Origin of the sequence: Psychrobacter sp. SC65A.3 (genome assembly GCF_025642195.1) — a bacterium.
In the GTDB taxonomy this organism is placed as follows: Bacteria; Pseudomonadota; Gammaproteobacteria; order Pseudomonadales; family Moraxellaceae; genus Psychrobacter; species Psychrobacter cryohalolentis.
Genome location: NZ_CP106752.1, coordinates 1,667,263 through 1,693,773 on the forward strand (window position 1 = coordinate 1,667,263; position 26,511 = coordinate 1,693,773).

At 42.5% G+C, this 26,511-nt stretch carries 21 protein-coding genes; 14 read left to right on the forward strand and 7 right to left on the reverse strand.

The features are described 5' to 3' along the window. Positions 1-758: 758 nt before the first annotated feature. Positions 759-2,054 carry an NCS2 family permease gene (locus tag OEG80_RS07065; RefSeq protein WP_149408435.1) on the reverse strand — a complete coding sequence of 432 codons (1,296 nt, stop codon included), beginning with the start codon at positions 2,052-2,054 and terminating at the stop codon, positions 759-761. Between the two features lie 511 nt (positions 2,055-2,565). Between OEG80_RS07065 and tolQ the strand changes: the two genes are divergently transcribed. The 4 genes from tolQ (at position 2,566) to OEG80_RS07085 (ending at position 6,299) form a co-directional block, all read left to right on the forward strand. Then, positions 2,566-3,306, forward strand: coding sequence for a protein TolQ (gene tolQ, locus OEG80_RS07070; protein ID WP_149408436.1), 741 nt, complete (start codon positions 2,566-2,568; stop codon positions 3,304-3,306). Next, the gene (tolR, locus tag OEG80_RS07075) at positions 3,303-3,761 is read left to right on the forward strand and encodes a protein TolR (RefSeq protein ID WP_133104210.1); all 459 of its coding nucleotides are present in this window, start codon (positions 3,303-3,305) and stop codon (positions 3,759-3,761) included. The genes tolQ and tolR overlap by 4 nt, the downstream gene beginning before the upstream one ends. A 92-nt stretch (positions 3,762-3,853) precedes the next feature. Then, positions 3,854-4,876, forward strand: a complete 1,023-nt coding sequence (locus OEG80_RS07080) for a cell envelope integrity protein TolA (protein ID WP_263240086.1) — start codon at positions 3,854-3,856, stop codon at positions 4,874-4,876. Between the two features lie 136 nt (positions 4,877-5,012). Further along, positions 5,013-6,299, forward strand: a complete 1,287-nt coding sequence (locus OEG80_RS07085; protein ID WP_133104208.1) for a PD40 domain-containing protein — start codon at positions 5,013-5,015, stop codon at positions 6,297-6,299. Positions 6,300-6,416: 117 nt separating this feature from the next. On the opposite strand, the gene OEG80_RS07090 is transcribed toward OEG80_RS07085, so the two are convergent. From OEG80_RS07090 to OEG80_RS07100, 3 genes are all read right to left on the reverse strand, one after another. Then, entirely contained in the window at positions 6,417-7,061 is a 645-nt protein-coding gene (locus OEG80_RS07090) for a c-type cytochrome (RefSeq protein WP_149408438.1), read from the reverse strand. 44 nt (positions 7,062-7,105) lie between these two features. Next, positions 7,106-8,707, reverse strand: a complete 1,602-nt coding sequence (locus OEG80_RS07095) for a flavin monoamine oxidase family protein (RefSeq protein WP_149408440.1) — start codon at positions 8,705-8,707, stop codon at positions 7,106-7,108. A gap of 198 nt (positions 8,708-8,905) precedes the next feature. Continuing rightward, positions 8,906-10,360 (reverse strand): cytochrome c, encoded by a 1,455-nt coding sequence (locus tag OEG80_RS07100; RefSeq protein ID WP_149408442.1) that lies wholly within the window; start codon positions 10,358-10,360, stop codon positions 8,906-8,908. 582 nt (positions 10,361-10,942) lie between these two features. Here OEG80_RS07100 and OEG80_RS07105 point away from each other — a divergent pair. Further along, entirely contained in the window at positions 10,943-11,113 is a 171-nt protein-coding gene (locus OEG80_RS07105; RefSeq protein ID WP_263240087.1) for a hypothetical protein, read from the forward strand. 92 nt (positions 11,114-11,205) lie between these two features. Here OEG80_RS07105 and OEG80_RS07110 read toward each other — a convergent pair whose 3' ends face one another. The 3 genes from OEG80_RS07110 to OEG80_RS07120 all read right to left on the reverse strand — a co-directional run bounded on the left by OEG80_RS07110 (position 11,206) and on the right by OEG80_RS07120 (position 14,239). After that, positions 11,206-11,823: a flavodoxin family protein gene (locus OEG80_RS07110; RefSeq protein WP_409033824.1), complete on the reverse strand. Its 618-nt coding sequence runs from the start codon at positions 11,821-11,823 to the stop codon at positions 11,206-11,208. Between the two features lie 266 nt (positions 11,824-12,089). Further along, entirely contained in the window at positions 12,090-13,055 is a 966-nt protein-coding gene (locus tag OEG80_RS07115; RefSeq protein ID WP_263240088.1) for a polyphenol oxidase family protein, read from the reverse strand. Between the two features lie 38 nt (positions 13,056-13,093). Then, positions 13,094-14,239 carry an RluA family pseudouridine synthase gene (locus OEG80_RS07120; RefSeq protein WP_413786909.1) on the reverse strand — a complete coding sequence of 382 codons (1,146 nt, stop codon included), beginning with the start codon at positions 14,237-14,239 and terminating at the stop codon, positions 13,094-13,096. A gap of 805 nt (positions 14,240-15,044) precedes the next feature. Between OEG80_RS07120 and OEG80_RS07125 the strand changes: the two genes are divergently transcribed. The 9 genes from OEG80_RS07125 to OEG80_RS07165 all read left to right on the forward strand — a co-directional run bounded on the left by OEG80_RS07125 (position 15,045) and on the right by OEG80_RS07165 (position 26,478). After that, positions 15,045-16,124 (forward strand): outer membrane protein assembly factor BamD, encoded by a 1,080-nt coding sequence (locus OEG80_RS07125; RefSeq protein WP_149408449.1) that lies wholly within the window; start codon positions 15,045-15,047, stop codon positions 16,122-16,124. Positions 16,125-16,301: 177 nt separating this feature from the next. Continuing rightward, complete coding sequence (locus OEG80_RS07130; protein WP_149408451.1) at positions 16,302-18,452, forward strand: DNA primase; 2,151 nt, start codon at positions 16,302-16,304, stop codon at positions 18,450-18,452. A 553-nt stretch (positions 18,453-19,005) separates the two neighbouring features. Continuing rightward, a complete protein-coding gene (gene rpoD / locus OEG80_RS07135; RefSeq protein ID WP_041753074.1) occupies positions 19,006-20,925 on the forward strand; it encodes an RNA polymerase sigma factor RpoD in 1,920 nt (639 codons plus the stop codon). 180 nt (positions 20,926-21,105) lie between these two features. Next, positions 21,106-21,465, forward strand: a complete 360-nt coding sequence (locus OEG80_RS07140) for a YbeD family protein (protein WP_011513459.1) — start codon at positions 21,106-21,108, stop codon at positions 21,463-21,465. A gap of 562 nt (positions 21,466-22,027) precedes the next feature. After that, positions 22,028-24,304: a class 1a ribonucleoside-diphosphate reductase subunit alpha gene (nrdA, locus tag OEG80_RS07145; protein WP_263240089.1), complete on the forward strand. Its 2,277-nt coding sequence runs from the start codon at positions 22,028-22,030 to the stop codon at positions 24,302-24,304. 132 nt (positions 24,305-24,436) lie between these two features. Next, entirely contained in the window at positions 24,437-25,324 is an 888-nt protein-coding gene (locus OEG80_RS07150) for a hypothetical protein (RefSeq protein WP_263240091.1), read from the forward strand. Positions 25,325-25,495: 171 nt separating this feature from the next. Continuing rightward, complete coding sequence (locus tag OEG80_RS07155) at positions 25,496-25,747, forward strand: type II toxin-antitoxin system Phd/YefM family antitoxin (RefSeq protein ID WP_020443322.1); 252 nt, start codon at positions 25,496-25,498, stop codon at positions 25,745-25,747. After that, entirely contained in the window at positions 25,737-26,024 is a 288-nt protein-coding gene (locus OEG80_RS07160) for a type II toxin-antitoxin system RelE family toxin (RefSeq protein WP_263240093.1), read from the forward strand. The genes OEG80_RS07155 and OEG80_RS07160 overlap by 11 nt, the downstream gene beginning before the upstream one ends. Positions 26,025-26,094: 70 nt before the next feature. Then, a complete protein-coding gene (locus tag OEG80_RS07165; RefSeq protein ID WP_011513455.1) occupies positions 26,095-26,478 on the forward strand; it encodes a hypothetical protein in 384 nt (127 codons plus the stop codon). Positions 26,479-26,511: the final 33 nt, after the last annotated feature.

Here is a 26,511-nt window from a genome sequence, read left to right on the forward strand (position 1 = left end):
ATGCGCTGAGGCTTTTTAACATTGAAACTTTTTGATATTGTGACTTTTAAATATTGAAACTTTTAAATATTGTGGCGCTAAAACAACGTCGTAACGCTAAAGTATTGAAACGGTTTATCATCTACCCTATCGAAAACAGCAATCAATCACAATCAGCTATTAAGCAGTGTGAGTGATTCGGCTTTGATAACATACATAACAATGAACAGAACACACGACAATATTAAAAAACGAGAAAATCCAGCATAAGCTGGAAAAGGTCAAGTAGATCGTTTGACTGTGCAACGGACTACGTCAACAATACAAAGGCAACAACATAAAACTAAGCGGCATTAGTGCCTTCTTCTTGTTAGTAGTGAAAGGAGAGTGTTTGCAATATAAAGTGGCAATATGCAATGCTGATTCACTGATAAGAAAAACCTCTACGGCGTTGATTGAGGTGATGCGCTTAATATCCGCATATTACCATGAAATAAATTTTCAAACTAACAATATTATGCATTTTAGCCAATTATAATAGTGTTAAAAAACAAACAGTTATTAACGCATTCACAAACGTGACGCTTTGGTTATAATTTCCGATTTACTATTTATGATTAATTGTTTTATGAATCAAATAGTTGGCGCTACTGTCTTGATATAATAAGAATAGTAAATACCAAAAAGCCCTTCTTATCATTTGATAATAAGAAGGGCTTAACTGATATCTCTATAGCAATATCAACCGTAATTAACAGTGCGCGTCGATTGATTAAAAACTAGATAAAGATAATTTTAGCCAGTAATACTACTGTCAATAGCAAAACAGGAATACTGATGTCAGAGAATTTACCAGCAACTACTTTGATGGCAGTATAAGTGATAAAGCCAAGCGCAATACCGTCAGCGACAGAATAGGTCAAAGGTGTAAACAATAGGACCACCACCACTGGTGCCGCTTCTGTTAAGTCATTCCATTTGACATCTTTTAATGTTTCCATCATGAGTACTGCTACATAAAAGATAGCGCCCGCAGTCGCATATCCTGGAATCATACCGGCAAGTGGTGAAAAGAATAAGCTGAGTAAAAATAACACGCCAACGGTCACAGCCATCAAACCAGTACGACCACCTGCAGCAATACCTGAGACACTTTCAACAAAACTGGTTGTTGATGAGGTACCAAGTACTGTACCTGCCACAGTCGCCGTCGAATCTGCTAGCAATGCTTTGCCCATATTTGGGATTTTACCATCTTTACCAATCAAACCTGCTTGAGTGGTGGTGGCAATCAGCGTGCCTGCTGTATCGAATAAATCAACGAATAAGAAAGCAAAGATAACACTAATCATGGCTACATCGAACGCGCCAGCAATATCAAGCTGCATCAGGGTTGGTGCAATAGGGGGCGGCGCTGAGATAATACCTGTAAACTGGGTATTTCCTGTGACAAGGCTAATAAGCGCAACCAATAAAATACCAATAGTGACCGCACCGGGTACTTTTTTATGTGACAAACCAACGATAACAATAAAACCAAGGGCTGCCATCGCAGGTGAAAACGTGGTCATGTCACCTAGTCCCACTAGTGTCGCATCATTATTGACGATGACACCTGAGGTTTGAAGCGCAATAAAGGCCAAAAACGCACCAATACCTGCGACAACCCCTTGTTTGATACTGGTCGGAATAGAATTAATAATGATTTCACGGATTTTAAACAAACTTAATAGGATAAAGATACAACCTGACAAAAATACTGCGCCAAGCGCCGTTTGCCAAGCATAGCCCATTCCTAAAACCACGCCATAAGTAAAGAAGGCATTGAGTCCCATTCCAGGCGCTAGTGCGACTGGCAGGCGGGCATAAATACCCATAATAAAACAACCAATGGCCGCGGCAAGACAGGTAGCTACGAATACTGCGCCTTTATCCATACCTGCATCAGCAAGTATGTTAGGGTTGACAAATATGATGTAAGCCATCGTCAAGAACGTGGTTACACCTGCTAAAATCTCTGTTTTGATCGTGGTATTGTGCCCATCGATCCCAAAATATCGTTCAATTGCGTTCATAGGAGTCGCTTCCAAATTGCAGTGAGTAAATTATCATTATCAAATGGTATTGATAAATGTCGCTTCCAAATTGCGACGATAAATGCCGCTTTTAACTCAAACATAAAAAATACACCTAAATTGCGACGATAAATGACGCTTCCAAATTGCGACTGTAAATGACGCTATAAACTACGGTTGGAGATGATGTTTTTAATCCTTTAGCCACACAAGATTTGCTAAAAATAAAACCACTGTGAAAAATTACAGCAACAAATCATAACATTCTATGGAAATAAATAGATAATTTCAATGAATGCCATGAACTTGTCAGTAAAAGAGCAAAAAATAGTTGACCATATGGACAATATTATAAAATGATAGTGCTGTCACCATAAATTTTAGGAAAAAACTGCTCATTATGTAATTAACACATTATTAATGATATTTACCAAGATTAGCAGTACACTAGGGGGTTAATATGAGCACCCTATTTTTAATGACTATTATTAATTATCCATGAGTCCTTTACATGCCTGAATCCTTAAATATTATCGACCTTATTACTCAAGCGAGCCTGCTGGTTCAGATCGTGATGGCTCTATTATTATTAGCATCGTTACTCAGTTGGGTGATTATTTTTCGTATGAGTGCGCGGCTTGGCACTGCCAGAAACTTTGACCAACAGTTCGAGGCGTGGTTTTGGTCGGGTGAAGATTTGGCGAAATTGTATCAAGGTATTCAGGGCTCACCTGAGCGCCAAGGTCTTGAGCAGATTTTCTATGTTGGCTTCTCTGAATACTTAAGAATGCACAAAAAACGTCAACCAAAAGATGACATTATCGATGGCGTTGAGCGTAAGCTTAGGGTGGGTCTTGGTCGTCAGCAGCTACTTTTGGAATCAGGACTTACAACGCTTGCCAGCATCGGCTCCGTTGCACCTTACGTCGGTCTGTTCGGCACCGTTTGGGGTATCATGAATGCCTTTTTGGGCTTGTCACAAAATGAACAAGCTACCCTAGCCGCTGTGGCACCAGGTATTGCAGAAGCATTGATTGCCACCGCTATGGGTTTGTTTGCCGCTATTCCTGCGGTATTGGCTTATAACCATTTTACCGCCAAATCTAGTCGATTATATGATTCACGTGCCTTATTCTGTGATGAGATGACAGGTATGCTGCAGCGCGAAACCAGTAATGAAAGCCCGCAGCCTAGCACTCAAGTAAACCAAGCCAACCAAGCCAACCAAAGCACTCAGGTGGCTGGTCTATGAAACAAAGTCCCTATCGCCGTGAGAAAAAAGCACTGAATGCGGAGATGAACGTTGTTCCTTATATCGACGTAATGCTCGTGCTGCTCGTGATATTTATGGTGACCGCGCCGATGCTGATTACTGGCGTCGATGTTGATTTGCCAAAAGAGCAAACCAACACCATGAGTCAAAGCCAGCTACCAGTCATTGTATCTTTGACCGGTAACGGTGAGATTTTTATCAGTTATGAGAGCAATGTTGACTTACCTGTTAGTGAGCCTGAGCTAATTGATACCCTCTCGACTTTGCAAAGTCAAAGCAGTGATGCCGGTGCTCAGCCAGTACAAGTGATGATTAATGCCGACCAAAACAATCAATATGGCGCTATCATGACTTTGATGGCAACGTTGCAACAAGCCGGTATTCAGAAGGTTGGACTATTAACTGGCGCTCCATTGCCTACACCAGCGGTTTAATCATTTTATAATATTAAAAAACAGCCGTTTTGGTGTAGCCGGTTATAATAAAGCAGATAATCTGATGTAGCTTATCTTTTAGTATCACGTTTTTGAGTATCACTACCATGCACAAGGCTCCAACCGTTTATGTACCAACTGAACCCGAAGGCAATGGGCTAACCTTACCCACGCTGCTCAGTTTGCTGGCACATGGTCTTGTCATTGGTATACTTATCTATACCTACCAAAATATGGACGTTGAGACCGCAGGTAGTATTGAAACGACCATGGTATCTCCTGAACAGTTAGCCGAGATGCAAGGTCAAATCCTTGCAAATCGCGCCGCCGCAGCCAGTGCTATGCAAGCGGAAAGCGGCTCAAGTAGTTCAGCTACGCCAACAGAAGCCTTTGATGGAAGCGTCAGCACTCCAAATCCTGCTCAACCAAACTCTCAGCAAGTGCCTGTCTTCACACGCTCGGATGAATCTGCTACTAGTCCGATGCTCATGAGTGAAGAGCAGCATCAACGCCTACTTGAGCAAAACCAAGAGTATGAGCGCAGTATGGCTGAGTGGGCCGCGCGCTTAGACGAATCCGTCTTAGAAGAACATGACCAGATTGAAAAAGAAAGACGACAGCAGCTGATTGAAGAGCAAAAAAGGCTTGGGGATTTCCGCAATAAACAAAACAATCCTCCCAAGATTAAGCGCCCAACTGCTACCGACCGAAATATAGAAATCAATACGGGCGGCTCTAGTAGTTCAGGTCAAACCCTTAGTCTATCAAACGATGGGCAGTCGACTTTATCTGGTGATAGCACAACCTCAAGCCCTTCAAAAGGCAACAGCCGCTCAGCGTCAGGTGGCAGTCGCGGCGCCAGTAATAGTGAAATCATTAACCTCATCAGACGTAACTATAACCCACCGACTGCGGCAAAGGGCTCAACCCAGCGTGCGACCCTCACAATTACGGTCAATGCCAGCGGTAATATCACCAATGTTACCGCTTCAGGACCTGATGAAGCTGTCAATGAAGCCGCAAAACAAGCCGTATTGAACACAGGCAGCTTACCAATCGATGCTGACGATCCCAAATACCCAACCTTTACTCTACAGTTTAAAGGTAGCAATTAATCAGTTGCTCATGTCTTATATTATTGATAACGTTACCTTAAACAGCTTGTACTGTAGAAGGGACTGCCTTATCTTTATGGCGGACTAATAACCTATAAAAATGATACTCATACTGCTTTAGGAGCTAAACTTACTCATGCGCACCCATAAAAAACTACTCATCTCGTTACTTGCTAGCGCCTCAAGCTTGCTGATCGCGCCAAGTGTATTGGCAGCGCCCATTGTTTTAGAACTCGATTACGATATTCCTGTGCAACAGAACCAAGTGGCTTTTGTGGCTTTTGCTGGTGATAGTGTGTTGTCGCCTATTATTTTAAATAATTTGAGCAAAACTGAGCTAAAAGTTACCAACCAAAACCTACCACAACAGCCGCATAGTAGCAGCGAGCTGGCTGGCACTCTACCCGTTTGGCAAAGTATGGGGGTTCCTTATTTAGTAGTCGGCAGCACACGCAGTAGCCGCGGTAAAGTGGTCACCGATTACGAAGTGATTGAGGTTAAGACAGGACGCGTGATCGAAGGTAAGCAAACCTTAACTGCTGATAAAGACAACATGCGCTATGCCGCTCACGTCATCTCTAATAAAGTCTATGAGCTGATTACTGGGATTCCAGGTGATTTCTCAGGGCGTATTGCTTATATCGAAGAAATTGGCACTGGCAAAGCAAAAGTCTCACGCTTAAAAGTCATGGATGCTGATGGCGAAAACGCCAAAACCATTACTGAGGTTTCAGGCTCTATCTTCTCTCCAGCATGGTCGCCCGATGGCAATCGTATCGCTTATTCAGTACAACGTGATAAATCTTATCCTGTTATTTATGTGCAAAGCGTGAGCGGCGGCGGTGCAACTCCATTGACGCCTTTCCCTGGTAGCAACTTAAGTCCTTCGTTCTCGCCAGATGGCAGCAAAATACTGTTTTCGAGTAGTTTTGAAGGCAGTGCTGATATTTATGAGATGAGTGCCAGCGGCGGTCAACCAAGACGACTGACCAATTGGCCAAGCAGTGAAGTACAGCCAAGCTACGCCCCTGATGGCAGATCTTTTGTCTTTGTATCTGATAAGACTGGATTTAATAAGCCGCAGATTTATCGTTATGAATTTGGTTCAGGGCGCACAACCAAAGTGTCTAATAGTGGTTATGCGACCAGCCCACAATTTAGTAGTGATGGTACGCAAATTGCCTTTTTAAATGGGCGCTCAGCGGCTGTTATGAACAGCGGCGGCGCGGTCACTGCTAATTTGGGCAATACTGGTATCGATGAAGCACCGAGCTTTTCACCAAATGGTAAGCGTGTTGTTTATGCATCAAAGCAAGGTGGTAAGGGCGTACTGACTATCAAATCACTAAACGGCGGCGAAGCCTTTGGTAAATCTGGGCAAGGTACGATTCGCTCACCTGTCTGGTCAGCCAGTCCCAGATAGAGCTAGAAATTCGTAATGTCTTAACCAAGAAAAGCGCCCTATCATCGATTGGGCACTTTTTTATATGAGAGTAAATTGATCAGCTTTTATTCTAAGGAAACATTGTTCACAGCAACACTATTCACTTGGATCATAACCGGGCGGATTGGCATGTCTGAGCTTGGCCACGTCTTCATCGGTCACTGTATCCGTGTAACCATTTAAGTCACTGACGACGTATTGAGTCACTGCCGCCATTTGCGCATCATTCATCATCATATGAAACGATGGCATCCCGCGGAAACCATTGATCAAAATATTAATGATGTAATATTTTGACTGCATTTTGCTATTGTTAGCCAGTGGCGGGTAATAGCCTGCACCATAAGCGCCCTCGCCTTTATGCATATGACAGCCAGCACAGGAGTCATGATAGAGCTTTTTGCCATCGGTCGTAATAAAGGCATTTGACCCTTCAAACTTTGCTTCCCACTCGCTAATAATAGGATCATTTTCCATATTGGGTAATGAGCTGTCATCAACGACATTGATAGGCTGCGCTTTTAGCTCGTCACGGCTCATATAGACAGCGCCCCAGCTGCCAGTATTGCGACTTGCTTGATAGTCAACCGTTTGCTCAGCATCGTGTTTACTGGCTACCGTCTCTACATCGTCTGCTTTTTGACTACAGCCTAATAATGCGCTGCTGCTTAGCAGCATGATCATCAGCATCTTAGGTGTCATGTTTTTCATGATAGTTGTTTTCATGATGATAGTGTTCATGATAGCCTCTGAATTTATAATGATTGTCTCTATGTGCACCGCAATTAACCCAGCATTTTTGCTTTTTTATGCAAGCGTTTAGCTGCATCCATGCCAGATAATATAGCCCCTTCCTGCCACGCAGGAATATGAGAGCAATGCTCACCTGTCAGCACAATACGGTTGTCTATACTGCATAGGTTATCGTAATGCTGCTCACGACTAGACTCACTCCAAATACCGTAGCAGCCGAGTGTCCAAGGAATACGGTGCCAGACGACAGATGTTCCGGCGCGGAATTCCTTTGGGTACTGCGGATGGATATACTTACCGTAGGCAAGCGCCACATTGATACGCTCTTGCGGTGTTAGAGTATTAAACTTATAAGAAGTCGCGCCAAAACCATAGGCACCAAGCAATACACCCGAGCCATCTTTAAACATATTTTCTGACGGATAAGCAATTTGGGTAATAGGCATATTGGTATAGGTTAAACCGCCATAAATCCACTCATCTTCTTCCCAGAAGCGGCGATTAAATTCCAAACCTACTTTATAGGAAGTGTCATAAGGAACCGCTGCCATCGCCTGTTTCATTGGTTTTGAGACATTGATATCGAGCTGGGTTAATACGGTTAAAGGTATATTGCAGACACACCAGTCTGCCCGAATGGTTCTAGTTGCACCATCGGGACTATTACTGTCCACATAGTCGACTGTAACGCCAGTATCATCTTGATGAATCTTAGTGACTTTGGCATTAAACTCAATCATATCGCGACATTCGCGGGTGAAAGCATCACCGATTTTACCCATACCACCAACTGGCTGAAACATGGTCGGCTGATGTCCATAGGTCATGTGATTGCTATAAATATCTCCCCACATGCCTGAATCTAGTATCTCACTGATTGGTAATGGCTTTGACGGCTTTTCATTTGGCATCAAACCGCCACCTGGGAACACACTAAAGCCACGATGTTTGGTAGTCTCATTACTGGGGCGGTAGCGATAGTCTTTATCGAGCACGCCCCAGCCTTTTAGCCCTTCTAGCAGCTTCTCTTTGTCCTCAGTATTGACTGAGCGATCCAGACCACCCACGTTTACTGACTTCGATAGCAGCTCCGCCACATGACCTTGAATGTCATTTTTGATGTCACCCAAACGCTGCGGTACGCCATTAAAATGATTAGTACGGTGCAAATAAGCGCGGTCATTGGTTTGTATAAAGGGTTGCATCTCAACACCGAACTGTTTGCAATAATGAAAGACGGCATAGTGGTGGCTTGGCAAACGCCATGGTCCACCATTGAAATAATTGCCTTCTTCAAAATCACAAGTAACCTCTTCGCCGCCAAGCTCGGTATATTTATCACCACTGTTCAGTGTCCAACTACGACCGCCACCACGATTTTGAAACTCAAGCACTTTGACATCGTAGCCCGCTTTTCGCAGCTCATAGGCGGCAGTAAGACCACCAAGACCAGCACCAAGAATAACAATGCTCGCGCCAGTAGGTGCGCCTTTAAGGTCCATTGCTTCTTTAAAACTGGACTCTGAAGCAAACCCCAAGGTCGTCATTGCTTGGTACATGGCGGTCGCGCCCGCTGTTTTACCAATCATTGAAAGCAATTGACGGCGCGTGGGTGATTGAAGCATGTCTTTCATAATAATATCCTTAAAGTAGACAATGGTGCAGGATAGTAGACGCATCGTTATCAATGTACTTGGCGTGTTGTTGTCTATAATTGCCAAACGATAACGCTCTATCTAATTGCCATAATCCTTGTCTTATAATCAGTATCTAACATAGCTTTATAGTATTGATGACTACGCTGTTTGATGAAAGGTGAAATGAAACCCAAATCAGTGACGGTGCTTAGAGCGTATGATGGCTCGAATAATAAATATAATGACGGCAATAGCGACGATCATACCCAATATTGCCAGCAAGCCTGCGTATTTAATTAAAAATGGCTTTTCGGCGCTAGTGGCAGCGATGCGCTCGACGTCCGCTGCACTCACATCGCTGTTGGCAAGACCGCCAAAGTTGATGCGTACGTAATTGGCGATACTGGCAATTTGCTCGCTGCTCAGCTCATCCGAAAAAGCAGGCATAATCGGTGACGTATTGGTGCTGCCAACGACCCCATGCAAAATCATATTGACGAGCACATCAGGCTTATCGCGGCGAAGACTGCTTAGCCCTACGATGGGTGAATACTGTGCATCAGGTTGACCATAGCCGTCCACACCATGACAACTGCCACACGTAGCCAAATACAAGGCTTCTGGTGAATTACTGCCCTTACTCACAGCAGTTTTGGCTTGAGCCAAATAATCTTTTTGGGCAAGTAAATCATGGGTAATAGATTCGTTCACCCGAGTCGGTAAACGTGAGACATCGACGACAAATACTTTATCATCGGTTTGAATGGCAGGTACTGCTCTTAGATAAGAGGCAATCGCGCTTAAGTCTTCTTGCTTTAGATACTGAGTACTATGCGCGACTGCCTCACCCATTGGACCACCAGCATAAGCGCGCTGATCAAGCTCGCCGGTGCGTAGATAAGTAATGATATCTTGCTCACTCCAGCTGCCAATACCACTTGACTCGTCAGGGGTGATATTAGGTGCGTACCAATGCCCTAACTGCGCTCCAGATAAATACATTTTTTTATCGAAGCCCATGGTGCTGTTGCGTGGCGTATGGCAAGTACCACAGTGTTCTAGATTATTGACCAGATACTCACCGCGCTTCTGCGTCTCATTGAGACCATCACGTCCCTCAGTAGAAGGAACATTTAAAAAGTTCCAACCGAACATGAGCGCACGAATATTAAACGGAAATGGTAGGTCAGTTTTATGCTTTGGCGCTTCATCTACCACTGGCACGGTTTGCAGATAGGCAAACAGCGCGCTGACATCCTCTTCTTTCATACCACTATAAGAAGGATATGGCATGGCAGGATATAGCATATGGCTAGGCGCACGACCTTTTTGCAGCGCATTTTTTAGATCTTTTTCAGTATAATTGCCGATACCATAGCGTTTGGAGGGGGTGATATTCGTAGAATAAATCTCCCCCATAGGGGTCTCTATTGCTGTACCGCCAGTATAGTCTTCGCCATGACACGCCATACAGTCCGCTGCACGAGCAATATAGGCACCTCGATTGACGAGCACGCTATTGGCAGGACTGATATTAGGTAAGGTCGCATTAGGTAAGCTTGTATTAGTAAGGCTCGTATCCTCAGCCATCGCAGCGCTGGAGGTCATACCAATGGCAAGCATCGATAACATCATAGAAAATCGCTTCATAATTCCCTCATTTCGCTAACATCTCATATACTTTCATGATTGTTGCGCATAACTTCTACTGTTGAGCTGAATTTTTATCATTATTTTTTGCTATTATCAGTACAAGATAAAACTGTAATAAAATATCCATTTATAGATCATTGCTAAAAAATGTCTGTTCACCTCACTACTGTAAGACTATTTCACTTCTATTACTTGGATAGTAACGCATTGCTATCATTTTTTTACAAAACTTAAAAAGATAAATAATTGGATATATTTTTTAATAGACGGTTATACCTTTTTATATTATAAATTTAGGTAAAATAATTAATTCTTTATAAAACAATTAGTAAAGTTATAAAAGCTTGTTTCTATATATTTACGAACATGAATTACTGGTAAATTATGGCTAGATAATGAAGCCAACATTTCTTCTTATCCTATTTTGGCTGTACATAATGGATACATAACGCCCATCCTAAACGTTTCTTACAGAGCGTACTACTTCCGTTTATAATGAGATAATATCTTGCACAATTCCGTGCATTGGTTATGATGAGCGCTATTTCACCGTCGCCGATTGCCTTTTGAGATATCATTATGAAGTCATTAACCTTGACCTATATATTCACAGCTGCCTTATTTATGACAGGTTGTCAGTCGTTTCAATTTGTCGAAAGCCCGATTCCTGTTAAAAACGCTCCGAGCAAAAATCTGTTGGTTAAAACTGTCCCAGTTGCAGATATTTCCGTTGAAAATAACGAGCACTAAGATAGATATAAAAAGCTGACAATAAAAAAAGCAGATATCAGTTTGATATCTGCTTTTTGGTATTTACTACTTAATAAATAGCTTTTGAATTTTTATGAGGCGGGCTGATGTTTTATGATAGTTTTTGCCAGATGATCACCAAACCAAATCGCCGTATCTATATCACCCACGCCTGGTGTTTCTTCAGGTGGACCATCAAGCGACTGGGTCATCAAACCCAAATTACTCGATAAACGGTTTAAATCATGGGGCTCATGTCCGGTCGGTCTGAGTGGCAATCCTATCCAGTTCATCCCATGCTGCATGCTATAAAGACAAATCTGTTGTAGTACAGCAAGCTTATCGCCGCTAAGCCCACCTGAGTTGGCAAAACCTGCTGCCCACTTGCCTTGCCATTTTCCATGATACCAACGCTTCGATGTCGCATCCATAAAAGTCTTAAAGCCTGCTGTCACACTGCCCATATATACCGCACTACCAAAAACCAACAGATCCGCTTGATCTAAAAACTCCCAATCGACGTCATTGACATCGACAGCCTTGGCTTGCGCTTCAGGTAGTTGCTGACGAGCGCCCGTCACGATTGCTTCTGCGACACGTTGAGTATGACCGTAGTTACTATGGTAAATAACGGCCATCGATATATTAGATACGCTAAGAGAAGTCTCGTCAGGAGGTAGTACAATAGACGGTGTAACAGATGTATTCATATAAACTCTAATAATGGCTATAAGTAATGAAATAAAAAATAAAAATGTAAATTAGGCTTATGATTGTTAACGATAAGAAGACGCACTTATTATGTGACAGTTACTCTTTTGAATGATCATGCTTTAGTTACTATAATCGGTCTTAAATAAAAAAATCCAAATGTTATAAGGTACTACTGGGGTTACTTTTTCTTGCTTGCTGTGTCTACGCAGACAGATGCTGCGAATAATTAACCCCAGTAGTTCTGTACCCTTTTAAAAGTGGATTAGCTATATATAGAAGCACTGCGCGTAATAATCAAGGCCATGCGTCCCGTTGCAGCTTGCTGCAAATGGGTCTGACGTCGATAAGAATAGTAATGCCCGTCAGCATAACTACAAGGGATAGAGGACTCATTGCATACGACAATCCCTGCTGCCCGCAATTGATCCGCGGCAATTTTTGGCAAATCTATCTTAATTTTTTCTGCATAGACTGGCGTATTGTATGATAACTTGTCCGCTGTACTTGCTGCGTCTAACTCGCTGGTAACTGACGCCATCACATAGCGCTCATTAAAATTATTTATTGCATCTGTCGTCAAAGCGTTATTCGCGATGCAACCTGCCAATAACTTATCTCGGACTTGGCTACCCACTTCGTAATTATCTTGACTGATACAAATGCCTATCCATGCCATAATCTCGCCGCTGTCGCTAAAGCGTTCAGCCGTTGCTTTGATTACGCCGCATGCCAGCCCTTGCCAGCCAGCGTGAATCGCCGCTATCTGCCCAGTTGCTGGCTGATAAAGAACGATCGGTACACAATCAGCCGTCATTATGGCAAGCCCAGTACCATCTTGTTTGCTAACCATAGCATCAGCTGCCATAGGCACCATACTCAGTACTGTAGCATCGGTATCATGTATATGATTACCATGGACTTGATTAACCCAATGTAGCGCTTTGACAGGCACGCTATGACCAGGTAGGTTTTGCTGCGCGATCATCTGCTCATTAATCGTAGCAAGCACACGCATCCGATTACTTAATACTACGCTTGCATCATCATTGACATGCAGCCCCAAGTTCAGCTCGCCATAACTTGCTTGCTGTCGTTGATGTGGCTGCTGATTCATTTTAGACCGAGATATATCAATACTTGCATAGTCTATATCAGAAAAAGCAGCCGTTTGAAACACAGCCACATCATCAAGCTGTGCTATCAATGTCATGGGAAGCGTATTTTTCATGGCATATTTACCGTTTTAATAAAGCGTTTTTGCAGCGCTTACTCTTCGTCATAACCGTCACTTAAGACCGCCATTAGCTGCTGCATATCTTCAGGCATTGGTGTAGTGACCTCAACGTCTTCACCAGTCGTTGGATGAACGAAACCCAACGTATAAGCATGGAGTGCTTGACGCGGGAAGTTATTAATCGCTTGACGCTGCGCTTCTGTTAGACCAGCACGTAGCTGACGACGACCGCCATAGACTCTATCACCAACAATAGGATAAGTAATATGACTCAGATGCACACGAATCTGATGCGTACGCCCTGTCTCAAGCCCTATATCCAACAAACAATAGTTACCATTAAGCGCGGTTACATTCAATAGGTGAGTCACAGCTTCGCGTCCTGCCGTCATCACCGTCATTTTGGTACGCTGATTACGATGGCGTCCAATGGGCGCATCAATACGGCGATGACGAGATAGACTCGCTGCATCCCCTGCGACCACACATTGGTAATGACGATACACTGACTTGTCCTTTAGCTGCTCCATCAGTGCCAGCTGTGCGGGTTTTGTTTTACCAATCAACAATAGCCCTGAAGTATCTTTATCAATACGGTGGACTAAGCCTGCACGCGGCAAATGGTGCTGCTGCGGATAGTGATACAATAGCGCGTTTACCAAAGTGCCTGTTTGATTACCGGCACCTGGATGTACCACCATGCCGACTGGCTTATTGATGACCAATACGTCATCATCTTCATAAACCACGTCGATTGCGATATCTTCTGGCTGATCCTCACTATGCTGCTCTAAAGTCGTCGACAGATGCAAGATATCGCCAGCTTTAACACGGATCTTAGGTTTTTGTATGCTACCGTTATAAAGCAAGCTGCCATCACTTACCCAGCCTTGTAACTGGACACGTGAAAAATCGGTAAATATTTTTGATGCCAGTTTATCAATACGCAAACCTGCTTCGTCTTCTATGACCGTATGCTTCACGTCAACCACAACAGGCACAGATTGCCCTGCGACCGAGACTTCATCATCGCCATGCTCGTCTTCGTCATTAAGCAGCTCATCATCTGACACGTTATCATCGTCCAAATGCTCGTCAAATTGCTCATTAATGGTTAATAATTCATTGGGTATCGTGGATTCTGGCACAGGTGAACCTTGCGTTGATAAGTCTGTCATTGATGAATCTTCAGTGGATTGGTTCGCGGGTAAATTGGTAGTCATAGCATCATGTATTCATAGCAGATTTATATATGGTAAAGCCTCTGACAATGTTCAGTCGGAGTACTTCATAAGAAAACAGATTGGCACTTATAGACCATAAATAATAATCGTGGTCAAAAAATGGTCATAATATGGCTCTAGTGTAACATGCTGAGCGTTTAAGCCCTATAGAAGCTGCGTGTTATCTGGGAATTTATAGCACTCATTAGCTCTCTAAAATATAACATGGCTGTAATTTACTGTATATTTGTCACTGTCAGCACTATTGAACATCGCCCGTTGCAACCGCTCATGCTAAACTAGCGGGCATGAATCCTGATAAGTGTGGCGATTCAAACGTTGTACTATATTAGTGGAATGTACTTAAGGTATCACTGAATAAAAATGCATTATAGAATAAGCCAGCGGTGCGCCTAACTACAAAATAGCTCATGAAAAAATAGACGCAGCAAATGTTATTCTATAAAGTATAGCCATGTTTTGCTGTATGCTATGGCACTGTGTCGTTATTGTAGCTCTTTTATAAAAGCCTTACATGTGATGCACGCCTTATTGCGTAACATGTTTACAGAGTAAATTTTTAATAAATTAATAACTATGTTTTTTAATGAGCATGTTTTTATAATAATACGCATGCTTAGTGATTGGCATGTAAAATGATAGACCATTATTGATGCACCAAGCATCGTTTTTTATCATCAATCTACTAAATAGTATGATAGCGTCGCTGCTATTATACGTCTTGTGTCGGAGAAGAAGTATGCAAGCTGTTGGCAATACGTTTATCAAACTGTCCTCAATCACTTTACTTGCCCTAAGTGTCAACTTAGTGGGTTGTCAAACCTTTAAAAACCTCACCGGCGGTAAAGACGTGGATGCAGTGGTCACTGCTGAGAAGTCAGAGCAAGCGTACTATAATGACGCGATTGCTCAGATTGATAAAGGTCGCTATACTCAAGCGATCGAAGATTTAACCAACTTGCGCACTTTTTATCCGACTGGACAATATGCCGAGCAATCTTTGCTCGATATGATGTATGCACAATATGCCAGTGGTAAATATGAAACTGCGGCTGCCAGTGCTGAGCAGTTCATTCGTCTGTACCCGTCTAACCCGCAAGTGAGCTACGCTTACTATGTGCGCGGCGTTGCCAATATGCAAGGCTCGTCTGAAGGTTTGAAACTGTTTAAGCTCAACCAAGCGGAGCGCGATACTGCTTACTACCGTATTGCTTTCGCCAATTTCCAAGAGCTGTTGAACAAATACCCAAACAGTCCTTACGCACCTGATGCCGCTCAGCGCATGACGTTTATTTATAATCAGTTTGCTGAAAGTGAGATGAGCGCTGCTAATTGGTATATTGAGCGTGAAGCTTATGTAGCTGCTGTCAATCGTGCCAAATGGGTCTTTCAATATTATCCACTCAGCGAATCTGTGCCAGATGCGATTGCCGTCCTTGCTTATAGCCATGAAAAATTAGGTCTAACTGATTTAGCAAACGAGTATAAAACTTTATTGCAAATTAACTATCCAAACATGCTAAGTGCTGATGGACGTGTCAAGCTCAATACCAAACGTGAGCGTTCTCTAGTAAACAAATTAACTTTTGGACAGCTGAGTCGTTTTGATAAAGACACTTCATTTTCCACTGCCAACTATAACGGTGCGACCAAAACTCAAGTCATTCGCAATGCCACTCAACTGAGATTGCCAAGCGACAATGCTGCAAATACAGCAGCCCCAAGCAGCACTTCTCCGCTGCGTCTGACTGATGACAATCGTCGTGTACGCTTAGGGGCGGTTGAAAATGACAGCATCGATATGACCGATAGCAATTAATCGTATTTTGGTATGATTGATTAAGAGTGTTTGTGCGCTTTAATCAATAACGCTGTCATGGCGTCAGACGTCAACTAAAAATAAGGTCAACGATACGGTTGGCCTTATTTTTTCTGTTTTATTTTTGCATTATTTTGAGCATCAACAATATTGCACCTGTGGTAAACTGTTTTTCGCATGAGTATCCCAAATCACATTCTTGAACAATTAAATAGCCAAGCTGATTTAGTCAGTATCATTGGGCGTCATACTACGCTTAAACGTGCTGGTAGTGAGTTTAAAGGCTGCTGCCCTTTTCATGGTGAAAAGTCGCCGTCTTTTTATGTCAATCCACAAAAAAACATCTATCACTGCTTTGGCTGTAGCGTCGGTGGCAATGCCATCAGTTTTTTACGTGATTATGAAAACCTCACCTTTATCGAAGCGGTCAATGAGCTGTCCAAGCAGACGGGCATTGAAGTCCCAAAAGAAGAACAGCAAAACGTCAGCTATCAGCGTGCCCCTATTAAATCAAAAGCTAAGCCAAAATCTGCTATTAAGCCAGCAACATCGTCAACGCATCTGCGAAAAAATGATAGTCAGCCAGTAACCAATAATCAGTCAGCCATAATCATGCCAGCTGATGATACGCAGCCGCCAATTTATGATGATCACCATAGTTATGACAATTACCCACCGTTAGATGCTTACGATGCCGTCCCTTATGTAATGGATGGCTATGATGCTCATTATCAAGATGACAATGGCTATCCGCCTGCATGGTTAACCGATGATGATAATACTGCTCTCTACAATGATAATAGTATCTCTGATAAAGATGGCAACTTATATGAGCTGCTAGAGCAGATACAGCAGTTTTATCAACATAATCTCAGTATTCACCCTCATGCTAAGCATTACTTCTTATCGCGCGGTATTAGCGATGAAATCTTCGAAACTTTTGGCTTGGGCTACGCGCCTTTTGGTTGGCAACATCTTGAGCATCAATTTCCACAAGATATCGAAGGTCTCAAAGCGCTTGGCTTAGTGCGGCGCTCAGAATCTGGACGCGATTATGACCTACTTCGTGATCGGGTTATTTTCCCTATTCGAGACAATCAAGGGCGTACCATTGGTTTTGGTGGTCGTGCGCTTGATGATGAGGTAAAGCCCAAATATATCAACTCCTCTGACTCGCCCGTCTTTCATAAGCAGCATGTACTATATGGCTATTATGAGTCACGCCAAAAACGTGCAAATGACTGGCTAGTGGTTGAAGGCTATATGGATGTGATTGCCCTATATCAAGTCGGTATTTATGGTGCCATTGCGTCGATGGGCACGGCAATTAATGAGAGTCAAATCTCACGTCTATTAACGCTAAATCCAACATTAACCTTAAGTTTTGATGGTGATAGCGCCGGACAAAAAGCCGCTTGGCGTACGCTTGAAGTGGCGCTACCGGTGCTCAGTGATGAAAAAGAGCTGCGTTTTTTGACGCTGCCCAACAATCATGACCCTGATACCTTTATAAAAAGTCAGGGCGCGGATGCAATGCGTGAGCAGATCACTAACGCCATGCCGCTATCACAGTATATCTTTGCCTATCTCAGTGAGCGTCATGATTTGAGTTTGGTGGAAGGCAAAGCCAAGCTCATGTCACAAGTACGCGCCTTGACTACTGCCTTACCAAAAGGCAGTAGTTTCCGCTACCTGCTCAATAATGACATTTATCAAAAGCTTGGCGGCAAACGTAGCCAAAACATCGAAGCCAAAGATGCCCTGCTAGATTTTGATGGTGAGATGACCATCAGTCAGCAGCTTCAACTGTGCTTTGTATTCCAGCCGCGTGCCTTGATTGATGATCCTATCGAAGCCATTTGGCAACAAGCCGGTATTAATGACTTACACCTGCCCGCTCATCTTAAGCAAAAAGCCTCGGCTGATGTTTTACGCCCGCTGGCTTGGGAAGATATGCAGGACACGGCATTACTTGATGTCGTCAGCACTATTAAGCGCTGCCTGAAATATTTGCCAAAAGATGTCAATGCGGCGGCGCACTTTATTCTCTCTAACGTCAAACCCTTGACGCAAGAGACGCTTAGCCGTGATTGGAGCAGCTTTTATAAAGCCCTGACCAGTCGTAATATCTTGAGCCTCGATGGTTTGGTCGAAGAGTTGGTCAGCCAACTGATTGAACGCCATATGAAGAAGAAAACACAAAATTTGATTAAAAACCCTGACAACATAAAACTGGCGATTGTCCGCAAACAATCCCAGTTATTAAATGACTGGTTACGTGCGCAGCAAGCAGAACAATCGGCCCAAATGGCGACGGTTAAATCTTAATATGATTATTAGATTTTATTTATAAAACAGCTGCCCTTTAAAAGGGTCGACATTGTCCCCACTATTAATGATTATGCACTGTTGTCTTAGCTTATTAAAACTGCCTGTTATTAAAACTATGTTTAACATGGAATAGCTGGTAAATAATCAGTAAAAAACAGTCGGTAGATATCACTACCTCGTGCTTGATTACACTGGTCTGTGTTAAACTATGTCGCTAACTATTTATAGCATGGTTTAATGAATAACGACAAAATGATGATACGCCCGTATGATTGAGCACAGTTTTAGGTATAAATTTTTAAATGTTATCGTTAAAGCGTATTTTAAAATATTTATTTTTAGGTATTAGCCTTTTGAAAATTTTTGAGCGTTAGCGGTTTTATAACATTGTAATTGTAGTATTTTGAGCCTTTATTCATATCCACTCATTTTTGATATTATTGACTACCTTTACGCCATATTTTGATCAATCGATTGATAAGATCAACGCACCCAGCGAGCGATAGCCAGTCACAATATAAAAATGTCCGATGCAAGTAAGCGAGTATTTATGAACGATAAGTCAGTTTCTAAGTCCACATCTCAACTGGCCACCTTAATCCAAATGGGTAAAGAGCAAGGGTATTTAACCTATGCTGAGGTGAATGACCAACTGCCCGACTCTATTACCGAAAGCGATCAGATCGAAGATATTGTACAAATGCTAACCGACGTTGGCATCAAAATCTTTGAATCTGCGCCTGATGCCGATGACATCTTGATGAACGACGATTCAAGTGATGATGACATGGCAGCGGATGAGGCAGCAGCGGTACTAGCTTCTGTTGAAACCGAACCTGGTCGCACCACTGACCCTGTGCGTATGTATATGCGTGAGATGGGTACGGTTGATCTATTAACGCGCGAAGGCGAGATTGCCATTGCCAAGCGTATCGAAGAAGGTATTCGTGACGTACAGCATGCCATGTCTTACTGGCCGGGTACGGTACAGTTCGTCCTTGACGAGTACCAAAAAGTCCAAGATGGCGAAAAAAAGCTTTCTGACGTTATCACTGGTTTCTTAGACCCTGAAACCGAAGAAGACAAAATCGCTGCTCAAGAAGCCAAAGAAGCAGCGAAGGAAGAACGCGAGCGCATCAAAGAAGAAAAAGAAAACCCGCCGATCATCAAAGAAAAAGCCAAAGTAAAATCTGGGCTTGATGATGACGAGGAGGATGACGAGGAAGTGGAAGAGGACGCTGAAGAAGAAACCAGCGGTATCGATCCAGAAGAAGTGCGCCTGCGTCTAGAAGAGATCGAGCATCTATTTATTAAAGCCAAGCAAGCCTTACTTGATTATGGTCGTGGTAGTGCACAAGCCAATGAAGCTTATGAGCAGCTGGCTAGCCGCTTTATGATGCTAAAGCTGAATAACCGTCTATCTGATCAAGTCATGGCTATTATGCATGATGTTTATGATGACGTGCGTAAGCATGAGCGTCAAATCATGCGCTTGGTGATTCGCCGTGGTCGTATGCCGCGCGAAGAGTTCCGTAAGACTTTTCCAAGTAATGAAACCAACGTTGATTGGTTGATTGAGCGTATTAAAGGTAAGCCTGCTTTTGCTGCCACATTAGAGAAAGTCGCCGACGATGTTATCTTGTTACAACGTGCTATCCGTGATTACGAGCATAAGCTCGAGATGGAAATCCACGACATGAAAGATGTGGCGCGCCGTATGGCTATTGGCGAAGCCAAAGCCCGCCGTGCCAAGAAAGAGATGGTCGAGGCTAACTTACGTCTCGTTATCTCAATTGCCAAAAAATATACCAACCGTGGTTTGCAGTTCTTGGATCTGATTCAAGAAGGTAATATCGGCTTGATGAAAGCCGTCGATAAATTTGAATATCGCCGTGGTTATAAGTTTTCAACTTATGCGACTTGGTGGATTCGTCAGGCAATCACCCGCTCTATCGCTGACCAAGCACGTACCATCCGTATCCCTGTGCATATGATTGAGACGATCAATAAGATTAATCGTGTCTCTCGTCAATTGCTACAAGAAATGGGACGCGAGCCAACGCCTGAGGAATTAGGCGAACGCTTAGAGATGGACGAAGCCAAAGTCCGTAAAGTATTAAAAATCGCCAAAGAGCCTATCTCAATGGAAACCCCTATCGGTGATGATGAAGATTCGCACCTAGGCGACTTCATCGAAGATGGCACGATCTCAAGCCCTGTTGACGATGCGACGGCTGCTGGTCTACGTGAAGCGACGCGTGATGTATTAGGCAATTTGACTGAGCGTGAAGCACGCGTGCTCAAAATGCGTTTTGGTATCGATATGCCAACGGACCATACCTTGGAAGAAGTTGGTAAGCAGTTTGATGTGACGCGTGAGCGTATTCGTCAGATTGAAGCAAAAGCATTGCGTAAATTACGTCATCCATCACGCTCTGAGCATCTGCGCTCTTTCCTTGAAAATGACTGATAAGCCCCCTATAAAGACAGTAGCTTTTTAGCATACTGTCCTTATATATCGCAGAATATATATAAACCTAAAAGCTGAGCGCGTCTCAGCTTTTTTGTGGTTAATCGATAGTCGTTTGTTAAAATACCAGCCAATTTTAAGACTCAAGCCTCACTATAAAATAGCACTAAGGACTCACCCATGAGCGATAATCAACAAAATCCTAAAAAAGATGTCAACGTCTCTCAAATATCGTTGGGCAATGACAAAATTAAAGGCAAAAAAACCGACATTCAAAATCCTGAGTTGTGGGATTTTCCGATGAATTACCCGATGAGTATTATCGGTAATGAAGGTGAGCATGAGACTTTGTTGAACGAAGTCAAACTCATTTTAGGCAGCCAGTTTCCGGATTTTGACTTAGCGTCTATGCAAGTCAAACCCTCAAAAACAGGACGCTTTCATTCTATACGGGTGAACTTATACTTAACGACTGCTGAGCAAGTCAATACCCTATATGCGTCTCTTGATGCGGCTAAGACCGTACGCATTGTGATGTAACTTATGATAGGGTTGACAGTCTCTTACTGCCCTCTATCAAATCCTACTATCATGGGCGTAAATTCACTGAAGATAATGACAATCGTCACTCATTTGGGTGGCGATTTTTTGTGGTTTGATGTACAATCTGCGCCCGCATTATTATTGTCATGACTTCTTTTATTAGTCAACAATTTACGAGCAAATAAAAAGCAAAGAGTGATTAGATTTTTACAAAAAATTTATTATTAAACTCATTTGCGTCTAACCCTTATGCCATCGTCCTTTGCCCAAATTCGGACAACGTATAAGCCCTCAGCAACATAGTTTGCCGCTAAAATCAATATAGCATTTTCAAAATTTTCCCGCTATATTGTGTCCACCTATTAACAAACACGCTATATGTAGTGCTCAGTGATTTTAACCATCACCATGAGCCGTGGCGAGCTTTTGCCTCAAAAAAACACTCTATCATGAGCATATATATCGCGTTATAAAGCATGCTTGGCGTCCTTACACCGCGCGGCATCACTAATAAGTCATTCAGTAAATAACTAATAAGCAATCAACTTACGAGGTCAGCATGACACATATCGATAAAATCCAAGTAACCAAACGTGATGGACGTTTAGAGCCTATCGAGTTAGATAAAATTCACAAGGTTATCGAGTGGGCAGCTCACGGTTTAGATAATGTGTCGGTGTCACAAGTGGAGCTAAAATCACACATTCAGTTTTATGAAGGTATCAAAACACGTGATATTCACGAGACCATCATCAAGTCAGCAGCAGATCTTATCTCTGAAGATACGCCTGACTATCAGTATTTAGCCGCGCGCTTGGCCATCTTTCATTTACGTAAGATTGCTTACAATAAATTCACCCCACCGCACCTTTATGATCATGTCAAAAAGCTTACCGACGCTGGTAAATATGATCAGCATATCCTAGCCGATTATAGCCGTGCTGAATTTGACGAATTAGAAGAGTATCTAGATCACTGGCGCGATATGAATCTGGCTTATGCAGCTGTTGAGCAAATGGCAGGTAAATACCTCGTCCAAGATCGTGTTAGCAAAACCGTGTATGAAAGCCCACAGTTTTTGTATATGTTGGTTGGAATGTGCTTGTTTAGCCGTTACGAAAAATCAGAGCGTATGAACTATGTGAAGCGTTTCTATGATGCGACTTCAGAATTCAAAATCTCACTACCGACGCCTATCATGTCTGGTGTACGTACCCCATCGCGCCAGTTTAGCTCATGTGTATTGATCGAATGTGGTGATAGCCTAGACTCTATCAACGCGACCACTAGCGCCATCGTACGCTATGTGTCACAGCGCGCTGGTATCGGCATCAACGCAGGTCGCATCCGTGCCCTTGGTAGCCCTATCCGTGGCGGTGAAGCACAGCATACGGGTTGTATCCCATTCTATAAATTATTCCAGACGGCTGTTAAATGCTGCTCACAAGGTGGCGTCCGTGGCGGTGCTGCGACTCTATTTTACCCATTGTGGCATCTAGAAGTTGAGTCGTTACTGGTACTCAAAAACAACCGCGGCGTCGAAGACAACCGTGTCCGTCATATGGATTATGGCGTCCAGCTAAATAAAACGATGTACACTCGCCTGATCAAAGGTCAAGACATCTCGCTATTCTCACCAGGTGATACGCCAGGCTTGTATGATGCGTTCTTTGAAGATCAAGACAAGTTCGAAGAGTTATATACCAAGTACGAAAATGATCCTGCTATTCGTAGCCGTCAAATTCCAGCAGCAGATTTATTTAGCTTGATGATGCAAGAGCGTGCCAGCACGGGTCGTATCTACATCCAAAACGTCGATCATTGCAACACCCATAGCCCATTTGACCCAACGGTTGCGCCAATTCGTCAGTCAAATCTCTGTATGGAAATCGCCCTACCGACCAAGCCACTGGATAACATCAATGACGAAGAAGGCGAAATCGCCCTTTGTACGCTATCAGCGGTCAACTTGGGTAAAGTCGAAAATGTCAGCGATATCGAAGAGCCAGCTGAGCTCATCGTCCGTGCGCTTGATGCCCTGCTCGACTATCAAGACTATCCAGTCAAAGCAGCTCAAAACGGCAGCATGCGTCGTCGTACGCTCGGTGTGGGCGTGATTAACTATGCTTATTACCTTGCCAAGAATGGTGTACGCTATTCAGACGACAGTGCGCTTGGTCTGACTCATCAAACGTTTGAAGCATTGCAGTTCTATCTCTTAAAAGCGTCAAACAAATTGGCAAAAGAGCAAGGCGCGTGTCCTGCGTTCAATGAGACCACGTACTCACAAGGTATCTTGCCGATTGATACGTACAAAGCCGACTTGGATAAAATCTGCCAAGAGCCACTACATCTCGATTGGGAAACGCTACGTGGCGAGATCACCGAGCACGGTCTACGCAACTCTACCCTAACCGCCTTGATGCCGTCTGAGACCTCTAGTCAGATCGCCAACGCGACCAACGGTATCGAACCACCACGTGGTCTGGTCTCTATCAAAGCGTCAAAAGATGGTATCCTCAAGCAAGTGGTGCCTGAGATTGATAAGTTAAAAGGTCAGTACGAGCTACTGTGGCAAATGCCAAACAATGACGGTTACCTAAAGCTGGTCGCTGTCATGCAAAAATTCGTCGATCAAAGTATCTCTGCCAATACCAACTACGATCCCGTTCGTTATGAAGGCGGTCGTGTACCAATGAAGATATTGCTAAAAGACTTGCTAAACGCGTATAAGCTTGGCGTAAAGACGTTGTATTATCACAATACCCGTGATGGTGCGAACGATGCGCAAGCGGACATGGAAGATGATTGTGCTGGTGGTGCATGTAAAATCTAAGTTTGATGGATGGCGGGTTTAGTTTAGTGTCTAAGCTAAACCCGCTTATTAATATTGCTTAGCATTTTAATTTTATATAATAACCACTTTATCGACTAATTGAATTAAGTATAGCAGCAGAGACTGTCACTAATGAATATTGATAAAGAACAATCACACGATGACAATGAAGATATATTTCTTCAAGGTATTATAAAAACAACAACAAATCGAATAAGTTATTTATCAAATTTAATTAAAGTCAATATTGCTATTATTGTACTAATACCAACTGTATTAGGAGGTCTAATACAGTTATTCAAGTTAGGCATGATAGACTTACGATATATTAGATATTTTTCTGTTACTCAACTAGTTCCAGATGGTTTATTAGCAATATTATTACTTTGGATTATCGCAGCTATTGTATATATACATAATAATTTTTTGCTCATCAAGCTTTCTTTCATACCAGAAAAACTTACAACCAAGCTCAAATTAAGATCTTTAATTTCCTCCTTAGTAATTGCAACAGGACAAGCCATTTCAATTACATATGCAGTTGTTGAGATGCCGTCTACAGAAGAGCTTCTTAATTCTTCTAATTATTTCATTGCTGTAAATGCGGTAATATATGTTGGAATACTTGCTATGGTATTTTATTGCTTCAAATATATAAACCTTGAGAAAGAATATCTTAGAAATATAGATCATGTAATTTTGATTGATAATAAATTATTAAAAATCTCTAAATCGATATTTTCAGTATTTAGTTCAATTTTACTGGTTTCATTTATAGTAATTTTTTTACGTATTACTTATTTTTTTATAGAGTATATGAATGAAGCTAAGGGCACTTATAATTATTCAAAAATAGAGGAAATAATATCAAATGATTTTGAATCTTATACGGACTACAAAATACTTTATTTTAATGATAAATATACGTTCGTAAATATTATAGAAGGTCGAAAAAATTTCACCATTATATATAAAACAGATAATGTATTTTTCAATCCTACAACTATAGAAATACAATAGCTTTTGTAGTGACGTAGGGTGCGCCCAGCGCACCGATGATATGCAAATTGTGTTTAAAAGTGCGCGAGGCGCACCCTACAAATTACACATAAATATATTAATAAATAAGACCTAATTTTCATGCTAAAATTATCCCTATATTTAGAGCATAATATTAGCGGAGAATGAGTAATGCAACCAATATTTGCCACACAGACAGCCAGTATCTCAGAATTAAAGGCCAACCCATCGGCACTGATTAAACAGTCAGATGGTGAATCCATTGCTATTTTAAACCACAATAAACCAGTGGCTTACTTAGTCTCAACAGACGTCTTTGAGCGCATGATGGAAGCGATGGACGACATGGCATTAAGCCAAACCGTTAGCGCACGGTTAAATGATGGGCAGATACCGATAAAGGTAACATTGGATGACTTATAATCTTGAGTTTCATCCTTTAGCATTAAAAGAATGGAAAAAGTTAGCGCCCAGTATTCAGCAGCAGTTTAAGAAAAAATTACAGCAGCGATTGTCAAACCCTCATGTGCCTGCGTCAAAACTATCGGGACATACGGATACTTATAAAATCAAATTACGCACCGTAGGCTATCGTCTGGTATATACCGTAAAAGATGATGTGGTGGTAGTTTATGTATTAGCAGTAGGCAAAAGAGAAAACAACAAAGTATATGACAATCTTGCGACACGCCAGCCATGATGAAAGTCATTATAAGAGGCATTAAGTGCTATAACTGAAACACACAAACAATAAAAACGACGGAGGTCATGTGCAATATACCGCAATCATCAAAGACGGTGGTTTGTTTATCCCAAACGTATTTTCAGACCTAAACGATGGTGGCTCGCATATCGTACAAGTAGAAGTCGACATCGCAGACGTCCGTGAGCAATTAGGCGAAGGCACAGCAGCAAAACCAGAAGCATTAAAGAAAGTCGCCACAAAAGTATTGAAAAAACCAGTAAAGAGAGTGACTAAAAAAGACGTACAGAAAGAAATGCAGCAACTATCAGATGATGATGGCTTGAGTGCGCTGCGTAAGAGTGCGATCGATGAATTGGAAGGTTTGGATGATAGCGAGCTGAGTGAGATGTTTAAAGCGTATATGAATGACGGACAGACGCCAGAACAGATATCTTTAGAGCATTTGTAATATAATCCAATCAAACCAAATCTAGTCAAACCC

Bases quoted from the DNA above. Each gene is read 5' to 3' on its own strand.
- OEG80_RS07065 (WP_149408435.1), bottom strand. From the start codon at position 2,054: ATGAACGCAATTGAACGATATTTTGGGATCGATGGGCACAATACCACG.
- tolQ (WP_149408436.1), top strand. From the start codon at position 2,566: ATGCCTGAATCCTTAAATATTATCGACCTTATTACTCAAGCGAGCCTG.
- tolR (WP_133104210.1), top strand. From the start codon at position 3,303: ATGAAACAAAGTCCCTATCGCCGTGAGAAAAAAGCACTGAATGCGGAG.
- OEG80_RS07085 (WP_133104208.1), top strand. From the start codon at position 5,013: ATGCGCACCCATAAAAAACTACTCATCTCGTTACTTGCTAGCGCCTCA.
- OEG80_RS07090 (WP_149408438.1), bottom strand. From the start codon at position 7,061: ATGAACACTATCATCATGAAAACAACTATCATGAAAAACATGACACCT.
- OEG80_RS07095 (WP_149408440.1), bottom strand. From the start codon at position 8,707: ATGAAAGACATGCTTCAATCACCCACGCGCCGTCAATTGCTTTCAATG.
- OEG80_RS07100 (WP_149408442.1), bottom strand. From the start codon at position 10,360: ATGAAGCGATTTTCTATGATGTTATCGATGCTTGCCATTGGTATGACC.
- OEG80_RS07105 (WP_263240087.1), top strand. From the start codon at position 10,943: ATGAAGTCATTAACCTTGACCTATATATTCACAGCTGCCTTATTTATG.
- OEG80_RS07110 (WP_409033824.1), bottom strand. From the start codon at position 11,823: ATGAATACATCTGTTACACCGTCTATTGTACTACCTCCTGACGAGACT.
- OEG80_RS07115 (WP_263240088.1), bottom strand. From the start codon at position 13,055: ATGAAAAATACGCTTCCCATGACATTGATAGCACAGCTTGATGATGTG.
- OEG80_RS07120 (WP_413786909.1), bottom strand. From the start codon at position 14,239: ATGACAGACTTATCAACGCAAGGTTCACCTGTGCCAGAATCCACGATA.
- OEG80_RS07125 (WP_149408449.1), top strand. From the start codon at position 15,045: ATGCAAGCTGTTGGCAATACGTTTATCAAACTGTCCTCAATCACTTTA.
- OEG80_RS07130 (WP_149408451.1), top strand. From the start codon at position 16,302: ATGAGTATCCCAAATCACATTCTTGAACAATTAAATAGCCAAGCTGAT.
- rpoD (WP_041753074.1), top strand. From the start codon at position 19,006: ATGAACGATAAGTCAGTTTCTAAGTCCACATCTCAACTGGCCACCTTA.
- OEG80_RS07140 (WP_011513459.1), top strand. From the start codon at position 21,106: ATGAGCGATAATCAACAAAATCCTAAAAAAGATGTCAACGTCTCTCAA.
- nrdA (WP_263240089.1), top strand. From the start codon at position 22,028: ATGACACATATCGATAAAATCCAAGTAACCAAACGTGATGGACGTTTA.
- OEG80_RS07150 (WP_263240091.1), top strand. From the start codon at position 24,437: ATGAATATTGATAAAGAACAATCACACGATGACAATGAAGATATATTT.
- OEG80_RS07155 (WP_020443322.1), top strand. From the start codon at position 25,496: ATGCAACCAATATTTGCCACACAGACAGCCAGTATCTCAGAATTAAAG.
- OEG80_RS07160 (WP_263240093.1), top strand. From the start codon at position 25,737: ATGACTTATAATCTTGAGTTTCATCCTTTAGCATTAAAAGAATGGAAA.